19 protein-coding genes and 4 pseudogenes are annotated in these 20,550 nt (G+C 58.9%); 4 read left to right on the forward strand and 19 right to left on the reverse strand.

Going from position 1 to position 20,550, the window contains the following annotated elements; all coding sequences use genetic code 11:
- Positions 1-402, reverse strand: a pseudogene (locus tag NKH60_RS19050) (IS256 family transposase); the annotation flags it as partial.
- Between the two features lie 154 nt (positions 403-556).
- On the opposite strand from NKH60_RS19050, the pseudogene NKH60_RS19055 reads away from it, so the two are divergent.
- The 4 genes and pseudogenes from NKH60_RS19055 to NKH60_RS19070 all read left to right on the forward strand — a co-directional run.
- Positions 557-733, forward strand: a pseudogene (locus NKH60_RS19055) (IS481 family transposase); the annotation flags it as partial.
- A 76-nt stretch (positions 734-809) separates the two neighbouring features.
- Positions 810-1,154, forward strand: a complete 345-nt coding sequence (gene tnpB, locus NKH60_RS19060) for an IS66 family insertion sequence element accessory protein TnpB (protein ID WP_352872935.1) — start codon at positions 810-812, stop codon at positions 1,152-1,154.
- 159 nt (positions 1,155-1,313) lie between these two features.
- Positions 1,314-1,496 (forward strand): transposase domain-containing protein, encoded by a 183-nt coding sequence (locus NKH60_RS19065; protein ID WP_502907751.1) that lies wholly within the window; start codon positions 1,314-1,316, stop codon positions 1,494-1,496.
- A pseudogene (locus tag NKH60_RS19070) lies at positions 1,454-1,700 on the forward strand (IS110 family transposase); the annotation flags it as partial. The gene NKH60_RS19065 and the pseudogene NKH60_RS19070, both read left to right, overlap by 43 nt.
- A 324-nt stretch (positions 1,701-2,024) precedes the next feature.
- Here NKH60_RS19070 and NKH60_RS19075 read toward each other — a convergent pair.
- From NKH60_RS19075 to nifK, 18 genes and pseudogenes are all read right to left on the reverse strand, one after another.
- Complete coding sequence (locus NKH60_RS19075) at positions 2,025-2,870, reverse strand: helix-turn-helix transcriptional regulator (protein WP_352872937.1); 846 nt, start codon at positions 2,868-2,870, stop codon at positions 2,025-2,027.
- Between the two features lie 573 nt (positions 2,871-3,443).
- Positions 3,444-4,286 carry a 2OG-Fe(II)-dependent halogenase WelO5 family protein gene (locus NKH60_RS19080; protein ID WP_352872939.1) on the reverse strand — a complete coding sequence of 281 codons (843 nt, stop codon included), beginning with the start codon at positions 4,284-4,286 and terminating at the stop codon, positions 3,444-3,446.
- On the reverse strand, positions 4,276-5,535 hold the full coding sequence (gene ectB, locus NKH60_RS19085) for a diaminobutyrate--2-oxoglutarate transaminase (protein ID WP_352872941.1): 1,260 nt from the start codon (positions 5,533-5,535) through the stop codon (positions 4,276-4,278). The genes NKH60_RS19080 and ectB overlap by 11 nt, the downstream gene beginning before the upstream one ends.
- A 913-nt stretch (positions 5,536-6,448) precedes the next feature.
- Positions 6,449-6,685 carry an SPASM domain-containing protein gene (locus NKH60_RS19090; protein WP_352873057.1) on the reverse strand — a complete coding sequence of 79 codons (237 nt, stop codon included), beginning with the start codon at positions 6,683-6,685 and terminating at the stop codon, positions 6,449-6,451.
- 48 nt (positions 6,686-6,733) lie between these two features.
- Positions 6,734-7,294, reverse strand: coding sequence for a hypothetical protein (locus NKH60_RS19095; RefSeq protein WP_352872943.1), 561 nt, complete (start codon positions 7,292-7,294; stop codon positions 6,734-6,736).
- Between the two features lie 343 nt (positions 7,295-7,637).
- A complete protein-coding gene (locus NKH60_RS19100) occupies positions 7,638-8,651 on the reverse strand; it encodes a 1-aminocyclopropane-1-carboxylate deaminase (protein ID WP_352872945.1) in 1,014 nt (337 codons plus the stop codon).
- Positions 8,652-8,986: 335 nt separating this feature from the next.
- Complete coding sequence (locus NKH60_RS19105) at positions 8,987-9,310, reverse strand: exopolysaccharide production repressor protein (RefSeq protein ID WP_352872947.1); 324 nt, start codon at positions 9,308-9,310, stop codon at positions 8,987-8,989.
- A gap of 29 nt (positions 9,311-9,339) precedes the next feature.
- Positions 9,340-9,657 (reverse strand): ferredoxin III, nif-specific, encoded by a 318-nt coding sequence (gene fdxB, locus NKH60_RS19110; protein WP_352872949.1) that lies wholly within the window; start codon positions 9,655-9,657, stop codon positions 9,340-9,342.
- The gene (locus NKH60_RS19115) at positions 9,654-9,857 is read right to left on the reverse strand and encodes a CCE_0567 family metalloprotein (protein WP_352441373.1); all 204 of its coding nucleotides are present in this window, start codon (positions 9,855-9,857) and stop codon (positions 9,654-9,656) included. Before NKH60_RS19115 ends, fdxB begins: the two co-directional genes overlap by 4 nt.
- 25 nt (positions 9,858-9,882) lie before the next feature.
- Positions 9,883-10,349, reverse strand: a pseudogene (locus NKH60_RS19120) (DUF269 domain-containing protein).
- A 333-nt stretch (positions 10,350-10,682) separates the two neighbouring features.
- A complete protein-coding gene (locus NKH60_RS19125) occupies positions 10,683-11,852 on the reverse strand; it encodes a TlpA disulfide reductase family protein (RefSeq protein WP_352872951.1) in 1,170 nt (389 codons plus the stop codon).
- A gap of 1,345 nt (positions 11,853-13,197) precedes the next feature.
- Complete coding sequence (locus NKH60_RS19130) at positions 13,198-14,085, reverse strand: universal stress protein (RefSeq protein ID WP_352872953.1); 888 nt, start codon at positions 14,083-14,085, stop codon at positions 13,198-13,200.
- A 107-nt stretch (positions 14,086-14,192) separates the two neighbouring features.
- Positions 14,193-14,978 (reverse strand): response regulator transcription factor, encoded by a 786-nt coding sequence (locus NKH60_RS19135; RefSeq protein ID WP_352872955.1) that lies wholly within the window; start codon positions 14,976-14,978, stop codon positions 14,193-14,195.
- 27 nt (positions 14,979-15,005) lie between these two features.
- A complete protein-coding gene (locus NKH60_RS19140; protein ID WP_352516022.1) occupies positions 15,006-15,485 on the reverse strand; it encodes a NifX-associated nitrogen fixation protein in 480 nt (159 codons plus the stop codon).
- A gap of 17 nt (positions 15,486-15,502) precedes the next feature.
- Positions 15,503-16,000 (reverse strand): nitrogen fixation protein NifX, encoded by a 498-nt coding sequence (nifX, locus tag NKH60_RS19145; protein ID WP_352872957.1) that lies wholly within the window; start codon positions 15,998-16,000, stop codon positions 15,503-15,505.
- Entirely contained in the window at positions 15,966-17,348 is a 1,383-nt protein-coding gene (gene nifN / locus NKH60_RS19150) for a nitrogenase iron-molybdenum cofactor biosynthesis protein NifN (RefSeq protein WP_352872959.1), read from the reverse strand. The genes nifX and nifN overlap by 35 nt, the downstream gene beginning before the upstream one ends.
- Before the next feature lie 8 nt (positions 17,349-17,356).
- Positions 17,357-18,847, reverse strand: a complete 1,491-nt coding sequence (nifE, locus tag NKH60_RS19155) for a nitrogenase iron-molybdenum cofactor biosynthesis protein NifE (RefSeq protein ID WP_352872961.1) — start codon at positions 18,845-18,847, stop codon at positions 17,357-17,359.
- A 56-nt stretch (positions 18,848-18,903) separates the two neighbouring features.
- Positions 18,904-20,445 (reverse strand): nitrogenase molybdenum-iron protein subunit beta, encoded by a 1,542-nt coding sequence (gene nifK, locus NKH60_RS19160; protein ID WP_352466635.1) that lies wholly within the window; start codon positions 20,443-20,445, stop codon positions 18,904-18,906.
- Positions 20,446-20,550 lie beyond the last annotated feature (105 nt).

The raw sequence follows: 20,550 nt of genomic DNA on the forward strand, positions 1-20,550 counted from the left end.
GATGCCGAGCGCGATGTAGACGGCCTTGTTCCTGACGAAGCCCTCGTCCCTGATCTTGACCCGGATGGCATCGAAGAAGACGAGCGGATAGACCACATCCAGCGGGCGATTCTGCCACTCTGCCACTTCCTCCAGGACAGCGTCGGTGACGGCCGAGATCAGGTCCGGCGACACCTCTATGCCGTAGAGCTCCTCCAGGTGGCCGCGGATCTCGCGCACCGTCATGCCGCGCGCATACATGGAGATGATCTTCTCGTCGAAGTCTGGGAAGCGGCGCTGATATTTGGCGATCAGCTTCGGATCGAAGGTTCCGGCACGGTCGCGCGGGATCGTCAGCGTCATCTTCGATGTGCCCGTCAGCACCGATTTCCGCGAATGGCCATTGCGGCGATTGGCGTTGCCGTCGGTTCAACCTGAATGTCCGACGCTCTAGAGGTCGAACTGGCACTCCTTGATCCGGTACTCCCTGCCGATCGCCGACACCGACAAGCTAAACTGGGGGAAGATCCAAACGGCACTTATGGGGAGTATTGAGCCGGCATCGACACAGTCTGATCGGTTGTTCCAGCGCCATGACATCAGTCGCCTGCCAGGCATCGAAGGCGCCAAGCCGCGCAAGAAGTTCAAGGCGTACCCGATCGGCTACTTCCATATCGACATCACCGAAGTTTGGACCGAGGAGGGCAAGCTCTACATGTTCGTAGCCATCGACCGAGTAAGCAAGTTCGCCTTCGCCGCCTCGTCCTGACGGGCTCGGTTGATCCGACCTTTGCGGCCGCCATCGTGGATGCCTGCGTGTGCGGCGGTGATTGCGCGGCGACGTGAAGGTCGTGGTGGCGAGGCAGCCAGTCGAGTTTCGCCGCGGCATCAATGGCCTCATAGCCCTGGTCGCCTCAGCTCTTGCAGCCGATCTCTATTGCGGTGACATCTTTGTCTTCCGCCCAAGCACGGCGACAGGTTTGCACCTTCTTTTTTGGGACGGAAGCGGCATGGTTCTGGCCTCCAAATGGCTCGAATACGGGCGCTTCACCTGGCCACCTATCCGCGACGGCTCGATCCGGCTGACGCGCGAGGAGTTCGCCCTTCTGGTGGCCGGCCTCGGCGGGACGAGGGTGGCAAAGAAACACGTCAAACGACCGGTCAGAGCGGCGTGAAGTGACTGGATTGCTTGAAACTTCGGGGCTGCTTGGTAGGGTTGATCATGTCGCCCCGCCCTGATTCGGCCATCGGATCCTGCCGAGCTGCAGAGAATCGTTCTGGCAATTGAAGCCGAGAACGCGGAGCTGCGCGTCTATGCCGATCTGCTTCGGCAGATGATCTTCGGGGCAAAATCGGAGAAGCTGGCCGTCCTCGATCCGACGCAGATCGCGCTCGATCTCGGCGACCTCTGCGAGGTGCCGGTCGCGGCCAATGACGATGCCGCCGAAGACAAGGATCATCCGCGACGCAAGCACCGGTCGGCATCGCGCAACATCGGGCTGCCAACGCAGCGATGAAGACGATGCCCAACAAGACCAACCGCAATGACGCCCGCGCGCTGGCGCAGATCATGCGCACTGGCTGGTGTCGGCAGGTGCACAAAAGCAGGCAGTGCCGGCTGTGGCGTTCGCCGAACGTAGTGCGGGCTGATCCTGCGCGCGGCCCGCGTCAAGCTGGGCCTGCCGTCGCGCAGCGCGTTTGCCGGCCGCCTGCGTGAGTTGACGGGCAGCCGACGCCGAGGTGATGGAGATGGTCGACCTGCTGAGACTCGGGCGCGGAGAACGGCAGACAATCGCGATTTTCGGACGCTTAGAAGGCGTTCGTTGTCAAGCAGGGTAAAGACTACGCCGGTGGCAGAAACTTGTGGCAGGGTAGAAGAACGCAATCCCGAACACCCCGTGTCGAATTGACGGCAGGTCGACCATTCGCGCACTGCTTCCGCGACTTCAAGCAGCCGAAATGTAGTAATACCGTTCTTCGTCGTAAAATCTCAACCTTGATTTAGGATTGACAGTTGCTTTGAACGAGACATTGGAATCCGCGCTTTAAAATTCAATAATTCCGAGTTTCAGCGCTTTTAGAGCCGCGGTTGTTCTGCTGGCCGCATCCATTTTTCGCTTTACGTTTTTTATGTGAAAGTTAACAGTATCTACAGATATTCCTAGAATCATACCTATTTCCCACGACGATTTCCCTTTCGCCGTCCAAAGGATGCACTCTTTCTCTCTTGGGGAAAGATTAGGTGTCTGCTCGATGCCGCTTGATTGAGCGAATTTACCAACTCTCAGATGGAAATGTAACGCCGCGAGCTGCAAGTAGGTGATTGCTCTATTTTGGAATTCACCGTCCCAGGCTTGAGCAAAGTTCATGATCGCAAAGCGGCCGTCGGGCCCGTGCAATGGAACGCTAATGCCTGATCTTAAGCCGAACGTCGCCGCCTCGTCGAAAACGCGCCGTTCGTCTTCGGTCGTGCTTTCGTCGTTGTACACATCGCTCCACCGAAAGACTTCTGCTCGCCTCCGACTCCTCTTGATGGTGGGGTCTATCCTGTCATAACCCATTTCGAAATATCGCTCCTGCCATTCAGGAGGATAATTCAGCATGACCGCCGGATCGCCTCGGGCCGGCCTTAGGCCTTTTTGGTCCGGTGCAATAGAGCCATACGCAATCCACGGACAATCAAAATTCAGGGCAAAATCAGACAACAGGTCGAACAAATGCTCGGATTTTGCAACACGATCGGTTTGGTCGAGAAATCGGCCAAACTCGAGCGCAAACGCCTCCCTGGCAGCCTCAGGAAAATGCATCGCCGGGACCAAAGAAAACTGGCCGGACACTCTGGCTGAGAGCCCTCGAAGTGGAGAGACAGCAGTCATCCGCGGGCGTTCCATGGTCTCTGCTCCGTAGCCATTTTGCGCTGGATTTGTCACTGGCGCACCAAAGCTGCCGGCAGTAGAGCTAGGGGCTTCGCGCGCCGTCCTAAGCAGGCCAGCATCGTCAAAGTTCTAACATCTCAATGCGATCGGCGTAGTTATTTTAGTTTGAAGTTATTTCATGCTGGCGTCATTCGCACGCAACAAAGCTAGAACAAAGTCGACGTCGTATTTTTTATATACGCGATAATGGGTATCAATATTTTTGAGCGTTTTACATACCGCATGATTTAGCCGCCGCGCAGACATTCTACCGAGAAAGTAGTCGAAATCCGCGACCTCAGACCGGCGTGTCACATCGGCGGCGCGAAGACTTTTCTTGCACCTGCGCGGCCCGTGCGGTGGTGCACTAGTTGGGTCCAGCTCGAATAATTGCGATCCTATCTGAGACCGGTAGCACCTGGAGCGCCAAGAGCTTTATGATAATGTCGGTTCGGATCAACCCGAGGCCGTGACTGAAAGGCCCCCATTGCGGCGGATGTGACACCTTCACCTGTCAGCGGAGGCCGGTCGGTCGCCTGACATCCAACTTCAAGTCCACCAGAGAACTAGATCCGGCCGCGCAAACCCGAAAAAGCTGTTCAATACCAGGCGACGCTTTCCGTTGCCAGATTGACCTGTGACTCCGTGAACGAAACCGCCATCGATCAGGCCGATATCCCCCGCCCTAAGCTGGAAGTCGCGACAAGGAACGCCCTCGAGATAGGCTGCCGAATAGGGATAGCCCGTAGTCTCTACACCTTGAGACTTTCGGTCGGTCACTGTCGGCTTGTGGCTCCAGAGCCGCAGATTGCCACCTTCCTCGGGCATGCTGGGATAGAAGTTGAGTGCTGCGACGGTGTTGTGCGCCACCGCAGAAAGCTCGTAATCGTTCCCAGCACATAACACTTGAGCGACGTCGTCGTGGGGGTCCAAGGAGAATGTGCCGCTGCCAGACCAACTGAGAGCGCGACAAACATTAGCCTGACCGTGCTCCGAACGGGCCAGCCGCAATTCAATGCCCTGTTTGTGAAGCTCGCGCTTCAACGCGTCGAACAATGCTCGGACCGGATCAACCAGATTCTCGAAAAGGGCGTCGACGTACGGTCGCGTACTTTCCGCCTCTGCGAAATAGGTGGCTGCATCCTTCCTGTAGTGGGATGCGCCGACATATTGTCCGGGGACGCCATCCTTACGCTCCTTGAGACCGGGACTATCACTGAAGTTCGCGGTGATCTCCTCGGCTATTTCGGTGCTGAAAGCTTGCCTGATGTGCAGAGCGGTGATCTCACCTTTCAGGACTGAGATGATGTCCGCAGTGCTGATCGAGCCGGTTCGTTCTCTGATTGCAACTGGCGAGGTGGCGGGGGCTTGGGATACTTGATTAGTCTCCATTGGCTTGCTCCTTTAGTGCGTGATCAAGGATGGCGATGCCCCGATGGAGTTCGTCATCGGTGATAGTTATCGGTGGGAGGACTTTGATGACGTCTCGATTTGGTCCTGAAGATTCGATCAGCAGGCCATTTTCGAATGCGACATCGTGCACACGGCCGACAACGGCCTGTGAACGGCATTTGAGACCGGCCATCAGACCACGGCCGCGCTTTTGTTCGATGCACCTGGGAAATTTCGCAACAAGCCTGTCCAGGTGTCTTTGCAGTTTGGCGGCCGTCCGCTCGACGCCTGCAGTAAACTGCCTGTCGGACCACATTTTGCACATGGCCCCTGCAGTCACAAACGCGAGATTGTTGCCTCTGAACGTCCCGCTATGTTCGCCGGGATTCCAAATATCCAAGTCGGGGCGAATTAGAACAATGGAGAACGGACTACCTGACCCGCTTAGGGACTTCGAGAGGCATACGATGTCGGGATTGAGCTTCGCGAACTCGAATGAGAAGAACTCGCCCGTTCGGCCCGCACCAGCCTGAATATCGTCGACGATCAATACAACGCCGTGTTTGCGGCAAATGCGCTGGATTTCGGTTAGCCAAGCTGCTGATGCGGCGTTCATGCCACCTTCTGCCTGAATGGTTTCCAGAATGATTGCGGCGGGCTTTTCAATGCCGCTTCCCGGGTCGCCCAATAAGGAGTCTATGTAACTCGTGGAATCGAAATCTTGGTTCGGGTATCCGTCATAAGGGACACGGATCACATCGTGGCGAGCAACGCCGCCTAGTTGCCTGGTCGAGGCCGAACCCGAGACCGCCAGAGAGCCGAGCGACATACCATGGAACGCATTCGTGAAGGCCATGACGCTTGAGCGGCCGGTATATTTTCGCGCCAGGGCTAGTGCCGCTTCGTTAGCGTTTGTGCCGGTCGGCCCAGGAAATTGTATTTTGTAAGAAAGGTCCCTGGGCTTCAGGATCGAACCCACAAACACCTCAATAAAGTCCCGCTTCGCCGCCGTATACATATCAAGCGACAGGAGAATGTTCTCACCAACGAGATATTCGATTGCCGGTGCAATAATATTTGGGTTGTTGTGTCCGTAGTTGAGTGCGCCGGACCCCACAAGGAAATCGATATATGGCTTACCGGCCTCGTCCCAGATTGTCGCTCCAAGGGCCTTCGTAAAGACTGCGGGAAACGACCGCCCGTAGCGACGAACGTTGGACTCATGAGCCGTGAAGATTTCAGTGTTCATTTCAGGGTCCCTCTGCGTGTCGCGTCGCGTTCAACGAGCAAGTGATTAAATGCGTTTGGTTTGTTGCGGTTGTTTTCAGCTTCACTTGAAGATCGGAACGGTCCGGGCGGAACTTTGGACGGTCGTGACCTCCCATGAATATGTTAGGAATGCCGACACGCTCCTCAAAAACGTCCGTTACAAAAGGGAGACCGGACTCGCGCGGCAGCTCAACTGCTGCACTGACGCACTTCGAAACCTCCTCTACCGTAGTCACGTTGCTCTGCACGGCGATATCTCTCGTCTAAGCGTTGGTCGAGCTCCGTTCTAGAGTTTTCGGGGAGGCGTCGATACTACGGCATTTGGTAGTTGACGCACCTCTTGTACCCGGCGAGACGCCCTGCCAATCCTATCAAGCTCAGCGCTTGCACCGGCTCATGGATGACAGGCGCTTCTGCCATGCAGCAGCACGCTAAAGTGTTGCAGGCGCTCCGGGCAGCAACACGAACCATCGTGCCCCGGCTCGTAGTGTAGCTCGGCGGTAGCGAAGCCGCTCGCGAGCGCGCCCTCAACAGCGCTGTAGCGAGCGAGCGGCGTAGCGGCGATGATCGGCGTTCTTCGATGTCGGGGCCGCTTTCGGACCGCTTCTGAAGCGTCTCGACCAATTGTCTCTGAATAAGGATCAGGGTCCCGAAAAGCCGACGGCGGAGGATATTGCAGTCTGTATGTGGGACCAGACTAAGCCGGTTCTGCCCCCTTTTAGGCCAACAAAAGTTTACCAGACACCTTGTGGTGGGAGATGCGACCACAGGTCGGTCGGAGCCGCGTAAGAATAGGCGACTAGACTCGTCGACCGGGTCCACATGAGCCCGCCTTATGCAGTCTCAAGAGGATCGACATTCGCTCGCGCTTCAGGCGGTTTGCCGACCTCCAGTCAGCATGCGGACGCCTTTGGATGGGCATATTCGCACATCCTACAAAGCAGAAAGCCATCCGTCCCATTCATGCGGTCGACGATTTGCCTAAAAACTAGCCCTTCAAAAAGATCTGCGTATTCGTCGCGCAGAAGATTGCCCAATACGTGGCGCCGTTCAAAATCCATGCAGCAGAGCGTAACGTCACCGTTTGGGAGAAGAACATTCCGATACTGCCGTCCGTCAACGCATGTCAGCGCGCCGACGACTGGCTGCCGTGGTTCGACGACCTTCGGGTCGACGCTTCAACCCCTGCTGCTCAGAGGCCGCGCGCGAACTAGCGCTTCGGCGGGGATTGCCCCGGCGATATCCGGATGGACCTCGCCCAGGACTATAAACCGAATCGAGGCGATGTCCGTGTCGACCACGTGACGAATCAAAGCGAGATAAGTGTCTCCGACAAGACGGCTATTCATGTATGCGCCATCATCGAGAACATGGACCACGAATACCCTTGAGCGCAGCGCTTGCAAGCGGTGTAGATCCCGCCCCTTCATTCCTACAAGCGTCGTGAATATCCGGATGCCATGGCCTCTGGCGTAAGCGTGCTCGACCATTTCGGTGCAATCCGGATTGAGCCAAGGCTCGCAGTACCCGGCGAAACTAATGTCGACGGAAGTTGGTACGCGCGCCAGACATCGCTTGAAATCTTCAAGACGAAGATGCTTCACATGAGAGACCGCTCTTTGCCGATGGGCGAACTTGTCCTGCGGACAATAAGCACATCCGACGATGCAGCCGGTGGTCGTCGTTATTTCCAAAACCGTGCCGCCCGGGATGGCAGAGCCCAGTTCCTGTAAGATCATCGGATATGCCTCCACTTGTCTGGTACTCTTGGCCAATTCTGAATATTCAACTGAAAAGTTAGCTTGTCAATTCTGTACATCGGCCGCAAAACAGGTGTTGAATTATGGCTATTATCGTATCTGTCGTTCAACTATATTTCAACACTTTCACGATAATACTCTAAAGCAAATTTAGATTTCGCTCAGCAAATATCCATCGATCAAAATTGTCAAAATGAACTCAGTCAGCTTCGCGTTGGGCGGCAATCAACCGCCGGCTCCCTCGGTTTGCTGGGCGGCCCTCGCACCTACTTTGGGCGCATCGCCGGCACGGCAGGACGGCGAAATCGCAATCTGTCGAGCGTCAGCCGTTGCGGAAGGTGTAGCTGTACCCGTTGATGGCCGGCCCGCCGCCGAGATGCGCGTAGAGCACCCTCGATCCCTCTGGAAAGAAGCCTTTCTGGACGAGGTCGATCATCCCTTGCATGGATTTGCCCTCGTAGACGGGATCGGTAATTATACCCTCGAGCCGCGCACACAGGCGGATGGCCTGCTTCGTTGCCTCGGACGGAAGGCCGTAACCGGGAGACGCGTACCCCTCGAGCAGCACCACGTCATCCTCGACGATTTCCATGCCCAGCTTGACGAGCTTCGCAGTATCCCGGGCAATACTTAGCACCTGCGCCTTGGTTTGGGCGGGGGTGGCGGAGGCATCGATACCGAGCACGTTGCGCTGTCGACCGTCCTTGGCGAATCCAACGAGCATGCCGGCATGCGTCGAGCCCGTGACCGTGCAAACGACGATGTAGTCGAAGCCAAACCCAAGCTGTTTCTCCTGGGCTCGCACCTCCTCCGCGAACCCGACGTACCCAAGCCCGCCATATTTGTGAACTGAGGCCCCGGCCGGTATCGCGTAGGGCCTGCCGCCTCTTGACTTGACCTCATCGAGCGTTTGTTCCCAACTGCGGCGGATGCCGATGTCAAAGCCCTGGTCGACCAGGCGTACCTCTGCTCCCATGACGCGGCTCAAGAGAATGTTGCCGACCCGGTCGTAGACGGCATCCTCATGTGGAACCCAGCTCTCCTGAACCAGGAGGCATTTCATGCCGATCTTGGCGGCGACCGCGGCGACCATCCGCGTGTGGTTGGACTGCACGCCGCCGATGGAGACGAGCGTATCGGCATTTGACGCGATCGCGTCGGGGATAATGTATTCGAGCTTGCGGAGCTTGTTTCCGCCGAACGCGAGACCGGAGTTGCAGTCCTCGCGCTTGGCGTAGATTTCCACCTTGCCCCCCAGATGCTTGGAGAGGCGGTCGAGCTTCTCGATGGGCGTGGGTCCAAATGTGAGCGGATAGCGTTCGAACTTTTCCAGCATCTTCTCTCCGGCAACACGCGATGGAGCTGAATTAGCCATTCACTTTCATTCTAGAGGCGTCTTTGATTTGACGTCATCTGATCATCCGGCGCCAGAAGAATCCCATTACTATTTCCAGCGCCTCGTTCGTCATTGAGAGTTGCAACCGCACGCCGGCGTGCGAGAGACTACCCCAATGCGTATGGCATTCAAGAACTGCATCTCCTGGATAACTAGAATGACCGGATTGCGGTCACCATCGACTTCTCAAGCACAGTATTCCTTCTAATATCTGCTCAATGTTTATGGTTGGTCCAAAGTGGCGCCAGCTTGAGCACTGACCTTGTCATGGGGCCTCAGGGCAGCAGCAGCGATATGGCCAGCATTTGATCGCGCTGGAGCAAATCTGCGGATTCATTCGTCACCTCATCAAGGTCTGGCGGCTCGGATCCAACTTCCTTGCAACTGTCGAAATGCTCAGCCCTTTGGCCAGCTCGGCTAACGCAGCCAGACCGCCAGATCAGAAAGAGCACGCTTGCGAAATACGCCAGCTGAAGGATCAGCGAACAAGTCAGCGTCGTGACGACCACTGTGCCGATGGAATGAGAAGCGAAGTAGAGAGTCAGTGCGGTGCTGCACAGCACCAGCCCCAGGACGCGACAAAAGATTCTAAAGGGCAACGCCGTTCTCCTGGTTTTGTCTCCTCAGATCATGCTGCGACCTGGTCGGCCGCAACATGGGTCTGGCAGTTCTTCGGGCAGACGCGGGCGCAGGCTCCGCAGCCAATGCAGCGGCCGGCATGATCGACGACCATGATCATGCGATTGAGCTCGCCATCGAAATCGTCGTCTTCGCCGTCGCAGGCGCCGAGGATTTCCCCCGCGTCATCGACGCCGTAAAGATGCATGACCCCGCGCGAGCAGACCTTGAAACAGCGGCCGCAGCCGATGCAGGTCGTGCCGTCTATAGCGGTGAGATATTCCGGCACCCATCCGGAGCCGTCGCGGGTGGTGAATGTGCTCGTCATCGCGACTTCTTCATTGCAGCGAACTCTCTCTTGGCACCATCCAACTCGGCAAAAACGGCCGACGTTTCCTCGGCAACTTCCTCTATCTCCGTCCATTTTCCCGGGAGATTCTCTGCAAGGTCGCGCAATTTCATCTTGGCAACTGCCGCGCGCAGCTGAAGTCTTCGGACTTTCTTCCCCATCTCATCTAGCTTTGACATAAGTCCTTCCTCGAAATCGGTTTCTTCACGCCCGTGCCACGTCGGGATAGGCTTCGATGGCTGTAGTCGCATCGTCGACCAGTTTCGTACCGGCCTCCGCGAGCTTCCTGAACGTCTCGAAGCCGAACCGGTGGATGTCTCGACAGAGCGACCAACCGCTCGGCCGTGAAAAATCGTCCGAAGCCCCCATGGGTTTCATCTCCATTGTTGGCGACGTGATCAGGCCGGAGCGTTCCTCGATCCAAAGCCCGACGGCCGTGTAGTAATATTGAGCCTCCACAGCACGTCCGGATCGGGATCGCCGATGATGGGGATCGCACGGCGCTGTTTTCTGGTGATGATGAAGTCGCCCAGCAGTTCGGTGTCCGATTTGCCTTCCAGTGACCCGGAGGCATCCTGAGCACGGATCAGCCGCACGAGGCATCTGACAAAAGGCATGGCAAGGGCCGCCTCGTCCTCGTTGACAGCCGGGCTGACCGCAGCAATAGACATTTCGCCTTCTCCTCATTTCAGTCCTCTTCGTCGAAGCACGATGTCTGTTTTCTGGGATGCCTACTTCGGGCACACTTGCGCAGCCGACGCCCGGCTCGGCGCCGCTGACGCCACGCAATTGATATCCCTCTGGCCGACCTTGAACACGTCCTTGACTGCGAAGTCTTCAACGTGAATTCGCGTCGAACATCACTTCCGCCGCAATGCGGCCGGAGGCCATGAAGTTTCGAGCCTCGATCCTGCTGCAGACGATCGACCAAGTGCTGCATGGACCCTCCTGCTGCGGTCACGCCAGGGAAATGGACGAATTGCCCAGTAAGCCATTTCGACCAATTACCCTTTTTTATCTTTCCTCCTCGCCCGACCGCGCTTTGGCACCTTCGGGAAATGGTTTTGCGGAGCCGCACAGAGTGCGCCGCAACAAACCTTCCCACCCCTGTACTTGGCGAGGGCCTGCAGCAAATCCGGCAGATGCTGCTCTTTCAATTCGGCCGGGATAGGCTCCGGACCGTCCAGCGACGTCAGTGCCAGTTCGACCAACTCGATCGCGCGATCATTGTTGCCGTTCTCGTGATAGTACCGGGCGACCGCGGGATAGGACCGGAACTTAGGGCTGTCGCCTTGCGGGGGATTCAGCGCCAGGATGTGTTCGGACAGCTCCTTGCCCATCGCGAAGCGCTCAGCAGGGGGAAGGCGCGAATGGTCATTCGCCGGATGGAAAAGTTGGTCTAGCGCCGAAACCATCCAGTCCTCAGAGTTTTTGTCGATCGCGTCGCGCACGAATTCGCGCATCACGGGCAAGCCGGTCCACATGTCTTGTATTTTGTGAAGCAACAGGTGCGCATGAGCCAGGCGGAAATGGATGTCGTCGGGCATCAAGGCGATGCCCTCTTCGATCGCCCAGAGCGCCGTCTTCCAATCTTCTAACTTCACCGCCGCCCAGAATCTGTCATCGATCGGCTGCTTCAACGCTTGTTCGCGCGCCATGGGTTCGCTTGTGGCGATCCGCTCCGTATCGGCGGCTTTAGCTTTATCGCTGATGCGCCAGCTGCCGTTGAGCACTTTCGGCAAAACCTCATCGAGTAGGCTGGGATGACCGATAAAGGCGATGTGGCCGTCTCGGTCGACCACGAACGAGGTCGGAATCCCAACAGAAAAGCTGGGTTTCATCCAAAGCTTGTTCATTTCACCTGTGTGGTCGAACGCGATCCGATAGCTCAGATGCGAGCACTTTTCGGTCAACCACGCGTCCAACTTGGTGCGAGCCTCAACGGCCGTTGGAGCGTCTTCATTAGCCGCGACACCGACGACCTCAAGTCCGCTGTCCCTGTATTTTTCCTGGAGCCGCATCAGATCGAGCATCTCCGCCATGCATAGTTCGCACCAAGTTGCCCAAAATTCGATGATATAGACTTTGCCGGGCTGGAAGTTCGCAAGGGGCTCGCCACGCAGCCAGTCCTCCATTTTGATCGAAGGAGCCGGTGACCCCATCTGCAATACCATGTTGTCTCCAAAGCTGTTGCCAAGAGTTGCGTGACGTTATGCGCAAGCTTGTTCCCCCTTTCAGACGGGGCACGAGGGTTCAAGGAATGGAGAGCATCGCTCGTCTTGCGCATCTGCGTGCAGTCAGCCTTCACTCAGTGTTGCTGATCTCAATTCGCAAAGGCCGTGCCAACGCGCTCAGCGCGCAGTAAACGCTTGATTACACTTTAAAAGACTACCGGGGTGCGCAAGATAGCCGGTTGTATTGGACGCGACATGTTTTCTGCCACTGTCAGGTCTTGAACAGCATCACGCGCTTCGCGTCGCCCGAGAAGCGTGGCCACGGACGACTCGACAGGGTATTCGGCTGAGGGACGTGATGGACATTATGACTGCGTTGGCTACCGTCAGGCTCGTGATCATCGTCCGCCTCAAGCCTTGCTTGAGCTTCTTGCCGTTTCGGTCGCTCAGGTGGTAGCGGAACGCCGCGATTGCAGGGGCCGCTCCATCCGAGCATCGCCTCTGCCCTACCTCTTCCGCTTTCGATTGAATTCCTGGCTCGCGACGCCGGAGTTCTTCACGACGAAGCCGGTCATGTCCGGCTGCGGGTCGCGAGTACCGTCTTCGCCAGATTGACGATGATGATCGTGGCGAAGAGGGCCAGGATGAGTGCCGGCCTGTGCCGGCGCGGTGAACTCTCCCGGATTCCTGCTTTTGTCGTTCTGTGTCCCTGTTCACAGGGCCTACAGGGACCGCCTGGTGCGAATGTGAGCGTTGTCGGAATTGACCGGCCAAAGACCACTCGGTCGCCACGTGGGTTGGGCCGGACCTACTGAAAACGCTGAGATGCGGCCGTCTTCACCCCTAACCCGCCTGCCATTCCAGACCATGGCAACGTGATTTATGCGATCGATTCCCGCCGACCGCGGCAGGAGCTCGACCGTTTCGACTCGAAGTTGAGGGCGTCGGCCACGGCACGGTCGTTGCTTTGTTAAGCTCCTGGCTGGTAATGAGGAGATCGTGATAGCGCGCATACGATGCCGCTTCGGGTCCGAACTCGGCCTGCCGCGCTGAACGACTCTCTTTGACCCGACGCCGACCTGCGCCGTGATCGTGGCTGCATTGAGGACTGCCCATACCTCTGCCCGGCCGTTGGTCTCAGCATCACGGACCAACTCGGGCGAGCAGAACCACCCCCGCGCGCGCGTTAGCGGCGTGCGCGGATGTTGTCGGGCGGCGCGTGCAGATTGGCTCCGAGAAGCTCCGCGAAGCTTGCACGTTTGCCGCGATCTTTCTCTGACTTGGCATCAGGATAGTGACCCAGTGAGTAGAGTTTCGAACAGCGTCGGTGCTGCTTCGGAACCCGTCAGCGAGCCAAAAACAGCGGCAATGGCGGCTTCCCAACTATCCATCTCGTCACCCCACCGAAGAGCCGCTCGCGCAGCCGGCGGCTGCCATAAGCTCCCATGACTATCACATCGGCAGACGTGTCGATTGCGTGCTGCGCGAGCACCATAGCCACCGGTTTGCCGGCGCTCGCCAGCCGGTCAACCGACACCCGAGCACCGTGCCGAGTGAGATAGGCAGCGATGTCGGCTCCCGGCTCGGCGCCGTTTCCGGTGCAGGTCGCCTCCGGATCGACTAGTGCGACACGAACTTCCTCAGCACCGGCTAGCAGATCCAGCGCTTCCCGAACCGAACGGGACGCCTCGACTCGCGAATCCCAGCCGACCAGCACGCGCCGTGGCGACAGAGTGGCCTCAGCGCCCTCCGGCACGACAAGCACCGGCTTTCCGGTATCGAACAGGCTGCCGTTGATAACTAGGGGTCCGAGGTTAATGTCGTTGAGAAGTGCGGGGCCGATGATTGTCAGGTCGTTGCAGAGCGCCCGCTGTCGCACCGCGTCACCGACGCTGGCCTGATCGCAGTTGGCAATATCGACATCATAGCACCGCCACGTGGCTCTCAGCAGTTTGTGAATTTCCCTGGATGTTTTTTCCAGACTGGCCGTGTCCTGTGAAAATCTCTCGATCTGCCTAAACCGTTTGTCCAGTCTGGCGATGGCCTGTGCGCGTTGTCTGGGCCACTCGGGGATGCCATCGCCGAGCAGCGGAGACGGTATAATGAGCGGCGGAGGCGACATCACCAGTACGGAAAGATACGCGTGGACTTCGGCACATAGACTGGCAGCTGTTCTGACATCCTGATCGGAGTGGTCAGCTCCCGTCACACTGAGTACGCTTCTGAAAGCCATTTGACTGCTTCTTTCTGAATATGTCGTACCTGCCGGCGCGTTTCGAAGCCGCAAGACTTGCCCTCAGCACGGCGGAAATGCGGAGTGGCACCACATCGGTTATCTATTCAGCCGTCCGGCCACTCGAGCGAGTAGCCGGCCGACCTGACGGTACGAATGACGCTGGAGGGGGAGGCCGCCTTCAGAGCCCTTCTGAGCCGGCTGATATGGACATCCACGGTGCGTACACCGACATGGATATTGGCCGGCCAGGCCGCGGTGATCAGCTCGTCTCTGGTGAAGACCTTGCCGGGAGTCTCAAGCAAAAGCCGCAGCAGGTTGAACTCGATCGGCCCAAGGTGGACTTCGTGGCCATTACCCCGAACGCGGTGGGCATCGAGCCTTATCTCAAGGTCGCCACAGGAGATCCAGCCGCCGTTTTCAATCCCGTTCGAACCCGGCTTTGGCAGCGCCAGCTTCGTCCGTAGACAGTCGAGCAGCTTGGCCGGCGCGAAGGGCCGCACAAAGCTCTCGTCAATACCTGCCTTCAAGAGATCGAGGTGCTGGTTCTCGGCGCCGGGCGCGATCAGCGCAATTACGGGCAGGCCGCCGGTCCGGGGCTCGCCCTTGAACCGGGCGCAGATTGTGGAGCCTGTCGCGCTTGCTGGCCCGCAGTCCAGCACTACCGCCTGGAGCTCCCGTTCATCGGCCAACGCAAGTGCTTCCTTCACGCCGCCTGCCGGCTCACTCGTGAAGCCGTCCACCCCCAGAATGTGGCTGAGGAACAGATACAACTCCGCATCTTGCGAACAGATCAGGACCAGTGGCTTCATCAGCGCTACCCCAAGAACCACATCGGCCTCGATCGCCTCGATTGAGAGGGCTGGCCATCGCATGTCCTCAAGGCCTGACATGATCCCCTTGCTCGAAAATCGGTTCCATCATGCCCGCGCCACCTCGGGATAGGCTTCAATGGCTGTGATCGCATCGCCGGCCAGTTGCGTGCCCGCCGCGGCGAGTTTCCAGAACGTCTCGAAGCCGAACCGATGGACGTCGCGCAGGGTCTTCGACAGAACGACCAACCGCCCGGCCGTGAGAAGCACGCGCCCAAAGCCCTCATGGCTCATCTCCATCATCGGCGATGCCATCAGGCCGGAGCGCTCCTCGATCGCAAGCCCGACGGCGGTGTAAAACATCTCGAGCCTCCACAGCACGTCCGGATCGGGATCGCCGATGATCGGGATCGTACGGCGCTGTTCCCTGGTGATGATGAAGTCGCCCAGCAGCTCGGCGTCCGATTTGCCTTCCCAAGACCCGTGGGAATCATGAGCCCGGACCAGCCGCACGAGACATTTGACGAACGGGGTGGCAAGGGCAGCCTCGTCTTCGGCGACAGCAGGGCTAACCACGGCGTCAGACATTTCGCCCACTCCTCATTTCAGTCCTCGTCCTCGAAGGACGGTTTCTGTTCGGCGACACCTGCCTGCGCCAGCACTTTGCGCAGCCAAGGGGGAGGACACGTCCTGAGCATCATCTGCGTGCGCAACAGCACCTCTTGGATGGTTTGGGGCTGCGGCACTTTGATCGGATGAATTTTTGCCGAAACAACCCTGGCTGCCGAAGGCCCGCCGATCGCCAGACAAAACAGGAGATGACATCCCTTCAGCGCCTCCACCTTCGGGGTGATGGGGTCATCGCCCTCAGTTCGATGCTTCCCGCTCTCGTCGGAAACGTCATCGAAGGCCACGGCTTCCACGAGATTCCACTCCTCGCGCGTCACGTCGTAGACAGCAAAGCGCCTGGCCGACCCGAAATGGGCGTTGATGTTCTTCATGTCCTGCGTGGCGATCGCCACGCGCAATGCGCCGGCTCGGCGTTCCGGCGTCGGTGCGTGAACCTCGTCAGTGACGAGCGAGAGGCGACGAACGGAGCTCATCTGGCATTTCTCGCTTACGGAGTGGATCAAGCGCCTCAGGCGTCGGCGCGTGCCGGTTGGCTTCAAAGATATTGGCAACCTCGAAGATCAGGTCGCGGGTCCCCTGATAGAGGATTGTGAGCTTGTGCTGGCTGCCGAGCCGGTCGAAGATCGGGAAGCCGACCCGCATGAGCGGAATGCCGAGGCGCTGCGCCGCCTGGCGGCCATGGGAATGGGTGACGAGAAGATCAGCGCCCGCGCCAAGAGTTTCCAAATCGCCGAGATCGCCGATCTGAACCGACTGCGCCGGTACTTCCTCCAAAATTTTCGACATGTCGGTCGTGGTGACCGCCGCCGCGATTTCGGAGCCCATTCCGATGAAGAAGCTCGCGAGTTGGTAGAGTTGGTCTGGTTCAGCAGCGATCGCAATTTTCTTGCCTCCAAAGTGGAAATGTCCGTCGAGCAACGCGTCCTGCAACTGCGCCCGGCGACGGCGCATCTCAGCCGGCGCCGCCGCGCCCGAAACCGCGCACAGCAGCGAGACGAACCGGTCTGCGTCCTTCAATCCAGTCAGCGACCGGAACAGCACGTAAGGCACGCCGGTCAACCTCTGCAGCAGCTCGGCCGGGCGGCGCATATGCTCACCGATGACGATGCATTGCTCGGCCGTGCCAAGCTCGCGGATATCCTCGACGCTGGTGCCGCCATAGGTGCTCGTGACCCAGCGGTCGGGCACCGTACCGTCGAGCGAGCCGGAGACGTCCGGCAGAATCACCGGCTTCAGTCCAAAGCTTTCAACCATCTCACGCAAATGCTCGATATCAGCCACAGTGAGGTTCCAGCCAGGCAGGATCACGATCTTCTTCGACTGCCGCGCCTGCTCGCCGGGCCGCGTAATCCTTTCGATCATCGCGGTGACAGCCTTGGCCCAGCCCTCTTCGATCGCGCCGTCGAAATCCGGTGTGTTGGCTAGCACCACCTCCGTACCCGCGAGTTCTTCCGTGCGCTTCAGCCTGATGTTGGCGATATCTCCTGCGCAGTCTTCGCCCCGGGTTTCCACCAGCGCCGTCGTGCAGACCCCGATCAGCGTTGGCTTTGTGCGGGCCTTGAGGTTGAGGATCGCCTCTTCCAGATGGTCTGCCCCGCCAAGGATCGTCGCCACCTCGTCCATCGCTGTTGTCTGCAAGGGGATGGCTTCCTTGAAATGCCGCACGAAGAGCACGAGCGCGAAGCTGGTGCACCCCTGGCTGCCGTGGAACAACGGCATCGCGCCGTCGACGCCAAGAAAGGCCAAGGCGGCACCCAGCGGCTGCGATGACTTCAGCGGATTGACCGCCGCCGCTTTGGTCTGGGGAAGGATGCGGACCATCGGCTTTCTCAACACTCGCCGAAATCGTCGGCCGTCGTGCCGGCGAATTCCTGGACAGCATGTAAGGTCGCGGTCTCATTTTTCGTGCTCGGCAGTTCCTCCCTCACCGCAGGCTGGCAATCCCATGGTGCCGGCTCCCGCACCTGGCACCAGATTGGGTTATGAATGGCGAGATCAATCTGGCGTATGAGTTCCACCATGCCGTCATAGCCGGCGTAAGGGTGTTGGCGCTCCTGGTTGATATCGAGCCAGGGTGTCTTGGCCTTCAGCGCGATGAATTGCGTGCGCCCGCCCGACAGCATGATATCGGCCTTGTGTTCTGAGAGCATGGCGTAAAGCTCGCGCGCTGCCATCTGCTCAAACATGTGGTTGTCGTCCTTGAGGATGTGCTTGATGCGCTCCTTGTCTTCGACTGTGGATTTCTTGACAGAGGTGCCGACGATCTCGATGCCGATCTCCATCAGCGCATGGACGACCGACCAGGACTTCACACCACCGGTATTGAGCAGCACGCGCTTGCCTTCGAGCCTTGGCCGGTAGGCCGCGAGCTTCGTCCATGCGATCGCCTCCTCATCTGCAATCAATGCCTCGGTGCGGCCGAGGATCTCCGGATCGGCACCCTTCTTCACGAGCAGCTGAGAGATCTGTCGGAGCGCTTCCGAGGTGTCGGTGATGCCGTAGAAGGAGCCCTCGAAGAACGGAATATCCCAGCGCTGCTCCATCTTGCGGGCGAGATTGATGAGCGCGGTCGAGCACACCATCATAGCCGCCCGGGCGCGGTGCGCGGAGGCAATGTCGAGGTAGCGCGCGTCGCCCGGAATGCAGGCGCGCACCCGGATGCCCAGCCGATCAAGGAGCGGCTTCACCAGCCAGAATTCGCCCGAGAGGTTGAATTCGCCAAGGATATTGATGTCGTAAGGGCCGGCATCGGCGGGCTCCACGGTGCCGATGACATGATCGAGCAACGCCTCGCCGGCAAGCTTGTTGCCAAGATTCTTGGAGCCGACGAAGCCCGGCGCATTGACCGGCACCACCGGCAGGCCGAACTTTTCCGCCGCGCGCTTACAGACGGCCTCGATGTCGTCGCCGATCAGCGCCGTAACACAGGTCGGATAGACGAAGATCGCCGGCGGCCCATACGCTTCCTTGATCTCGCGGATCGCTTTGAAAAGCTTCCGCTCGCCCTGGCCCATCACAACGTCGAGTTCGGTGAGGTCGGTGGTGAAGCTTGTGCGCCACAGCGTTGGCCCGGACGAAGCCGCACCGCGGTTGTCCCAGGAATTGCCCTCGCAGGCGAGCGGCGCATGGATCAAATGCGCAACGTCGGTGATCGGCTGCAGCACGATCTTGGCGCCATCGAAGGCACAGCCGCCGGCCGCCGCCCCGGGGGTCAGTGGCTTCGAACAGCCCTTTTTGCTCGCCTTGGCATCCTTGCCGCGGTTCTTCTCGCAGGCAGGCTCGTTGAAGACATCCTGGATTTTGGCTCTAAGCAAGGACATTGCGTCGGTCTCCAAAGTCCCTCGGGAAGACGACCGGCCAAAGCCGACCGTCACGCTTAGCGGGTGAGGTCATACGAATAGTCCGTCACGCCCGTCTCGCTTGTCTCGCGATCGAGCTTGTCGAAGATCTTGTCGAGGATCGTCGTCAGGACGCGCAACCCGCCTTGGTAGCCCATGAGCGCAAAGCGATGGTGATGGTGGCGGTCGAAGATCGGAAACGCCAGCCGGATCAGCGGCGTGCCCGTGTCGCGCTCCAGATACTTGCCATAGGAGTTGCCGATCAGCAGGTCCACCGGCTCGGTGAAGAGCAGCGAGCGCATCGCCCAGAGGTCCTTGCCCGCCCAGACTTGAGCATCCTTGCCGAAGGGCGAGGATGCAAGCAGTTCCTTCAACTCCGCTTCCCAGGCCGAGGTGCCGTTGGTGGCGAGGCAATGGGTCGGCTCGCCGCCCGTCTCCATGATGAAGCGGGCCATGGCGTAGACAAAGTCCGGATCACCGTAGATGGCGTATTTCTTGCCGTGCAGCCAGGATTGGCTGTCCGCCATGGCGTCAACAAGTCGGCCGCGCTCCAGGCGGATTGCCTCGGGGATTTGCTTGCCGGAAATCGCGGAGACCTCCATCAAGAAGTCGTCGGTCGCCTGGACTCCGAGCGGGTAATGGAACGAGGCAGTCGCCTGCCCTACCCCCTCGCAATACTCCAGTGTTTTTCGGGTGTTGTAATGCTGTAGCGACAGCGTCGCCTCGGCGTTGAGTGCCTTCCTCACGTCTTCGATCTTCGTGCCGCCGTCATACATGCGGTATTCGCCGTCGGACGGCGTGTCGAACTGGTCAGAGGCGTCTTGGATGAAGGTATAGGACACGCCTATCAGATCGAGCAGGCGCTTGAGTTCCCGGTTGTTGCCAACACAGAAGCCGTCGAAACCCGGAATGACGTTGATGGTCCCCTCGGCTTCCGTTCGCTCCTCGCCTTTCCAGAAATGCTCCAAAATGCCCTTGACCGTTACGTCATAGCCATCGACATGGCTGCCGACGAAGGCCGGCGTGTGGGCGAAGGGCACGTCGAAGTCGCGCGGGACCGAGCCTTGGTCCTTGGCGTTCTCGATGAAGCTGTGCAGGTCGTCGCCAATGACCTCCGCCATACAAGTGGTCGAGACGGCGATCATCTTCGGGTCGTAGAGTTGGTACGTGTTGGCGAGCCCGTCAACCATGTTCTTCAGGCCACCGAACACTGCCGCGTCCTCGGTCATCGAGGAGGAAACTGCGGAAGCAGGCTCTTTGAAATGGCGCGACAGGTGCGAGCGGTAATAGGCCACGCAGCCCTGGCTGCCGTGGACGAAGGACATGGTTCGCTCGAAGCCCGCGGCCGCGAACACCGCGCCAAGCGGCTGGCAGGCCTTGGCGGGGTTCACGACAAGCGCTTCGCGAGCGAGGTTCTTTTCGCGGTATTCCCACGTCTTGGTGAATTCGCGTTGGTCGGTAACGACCTGGTCCGGGTGCGGACATTCGAAATTCAGCCTCTTCTCGGCGAGCATCTGCCTGTATTCCGGCTCGCGGAACAGGGGCGCATGGTCGAGAACTTTTTCAGCCGACTGCGGCATGGGTGGTTACCTCTTCTCCATCTGGCCCGCCATACGGCGGCACAGGGACGTCGAAACGTTTCAGGTCTCCCGCGGACAAAGGGCCACAGGCGTTTAACGGCCTCC

This window comes from Mesorhizobium sp. M1006 (genome assembly GCF_040318825.1).
Classification (GTDB): Bacteria; Pseudomonadota; Alphaproteobacteria; order Rhizobiales; family Rhizobiaceae; genus Mesorhizobium.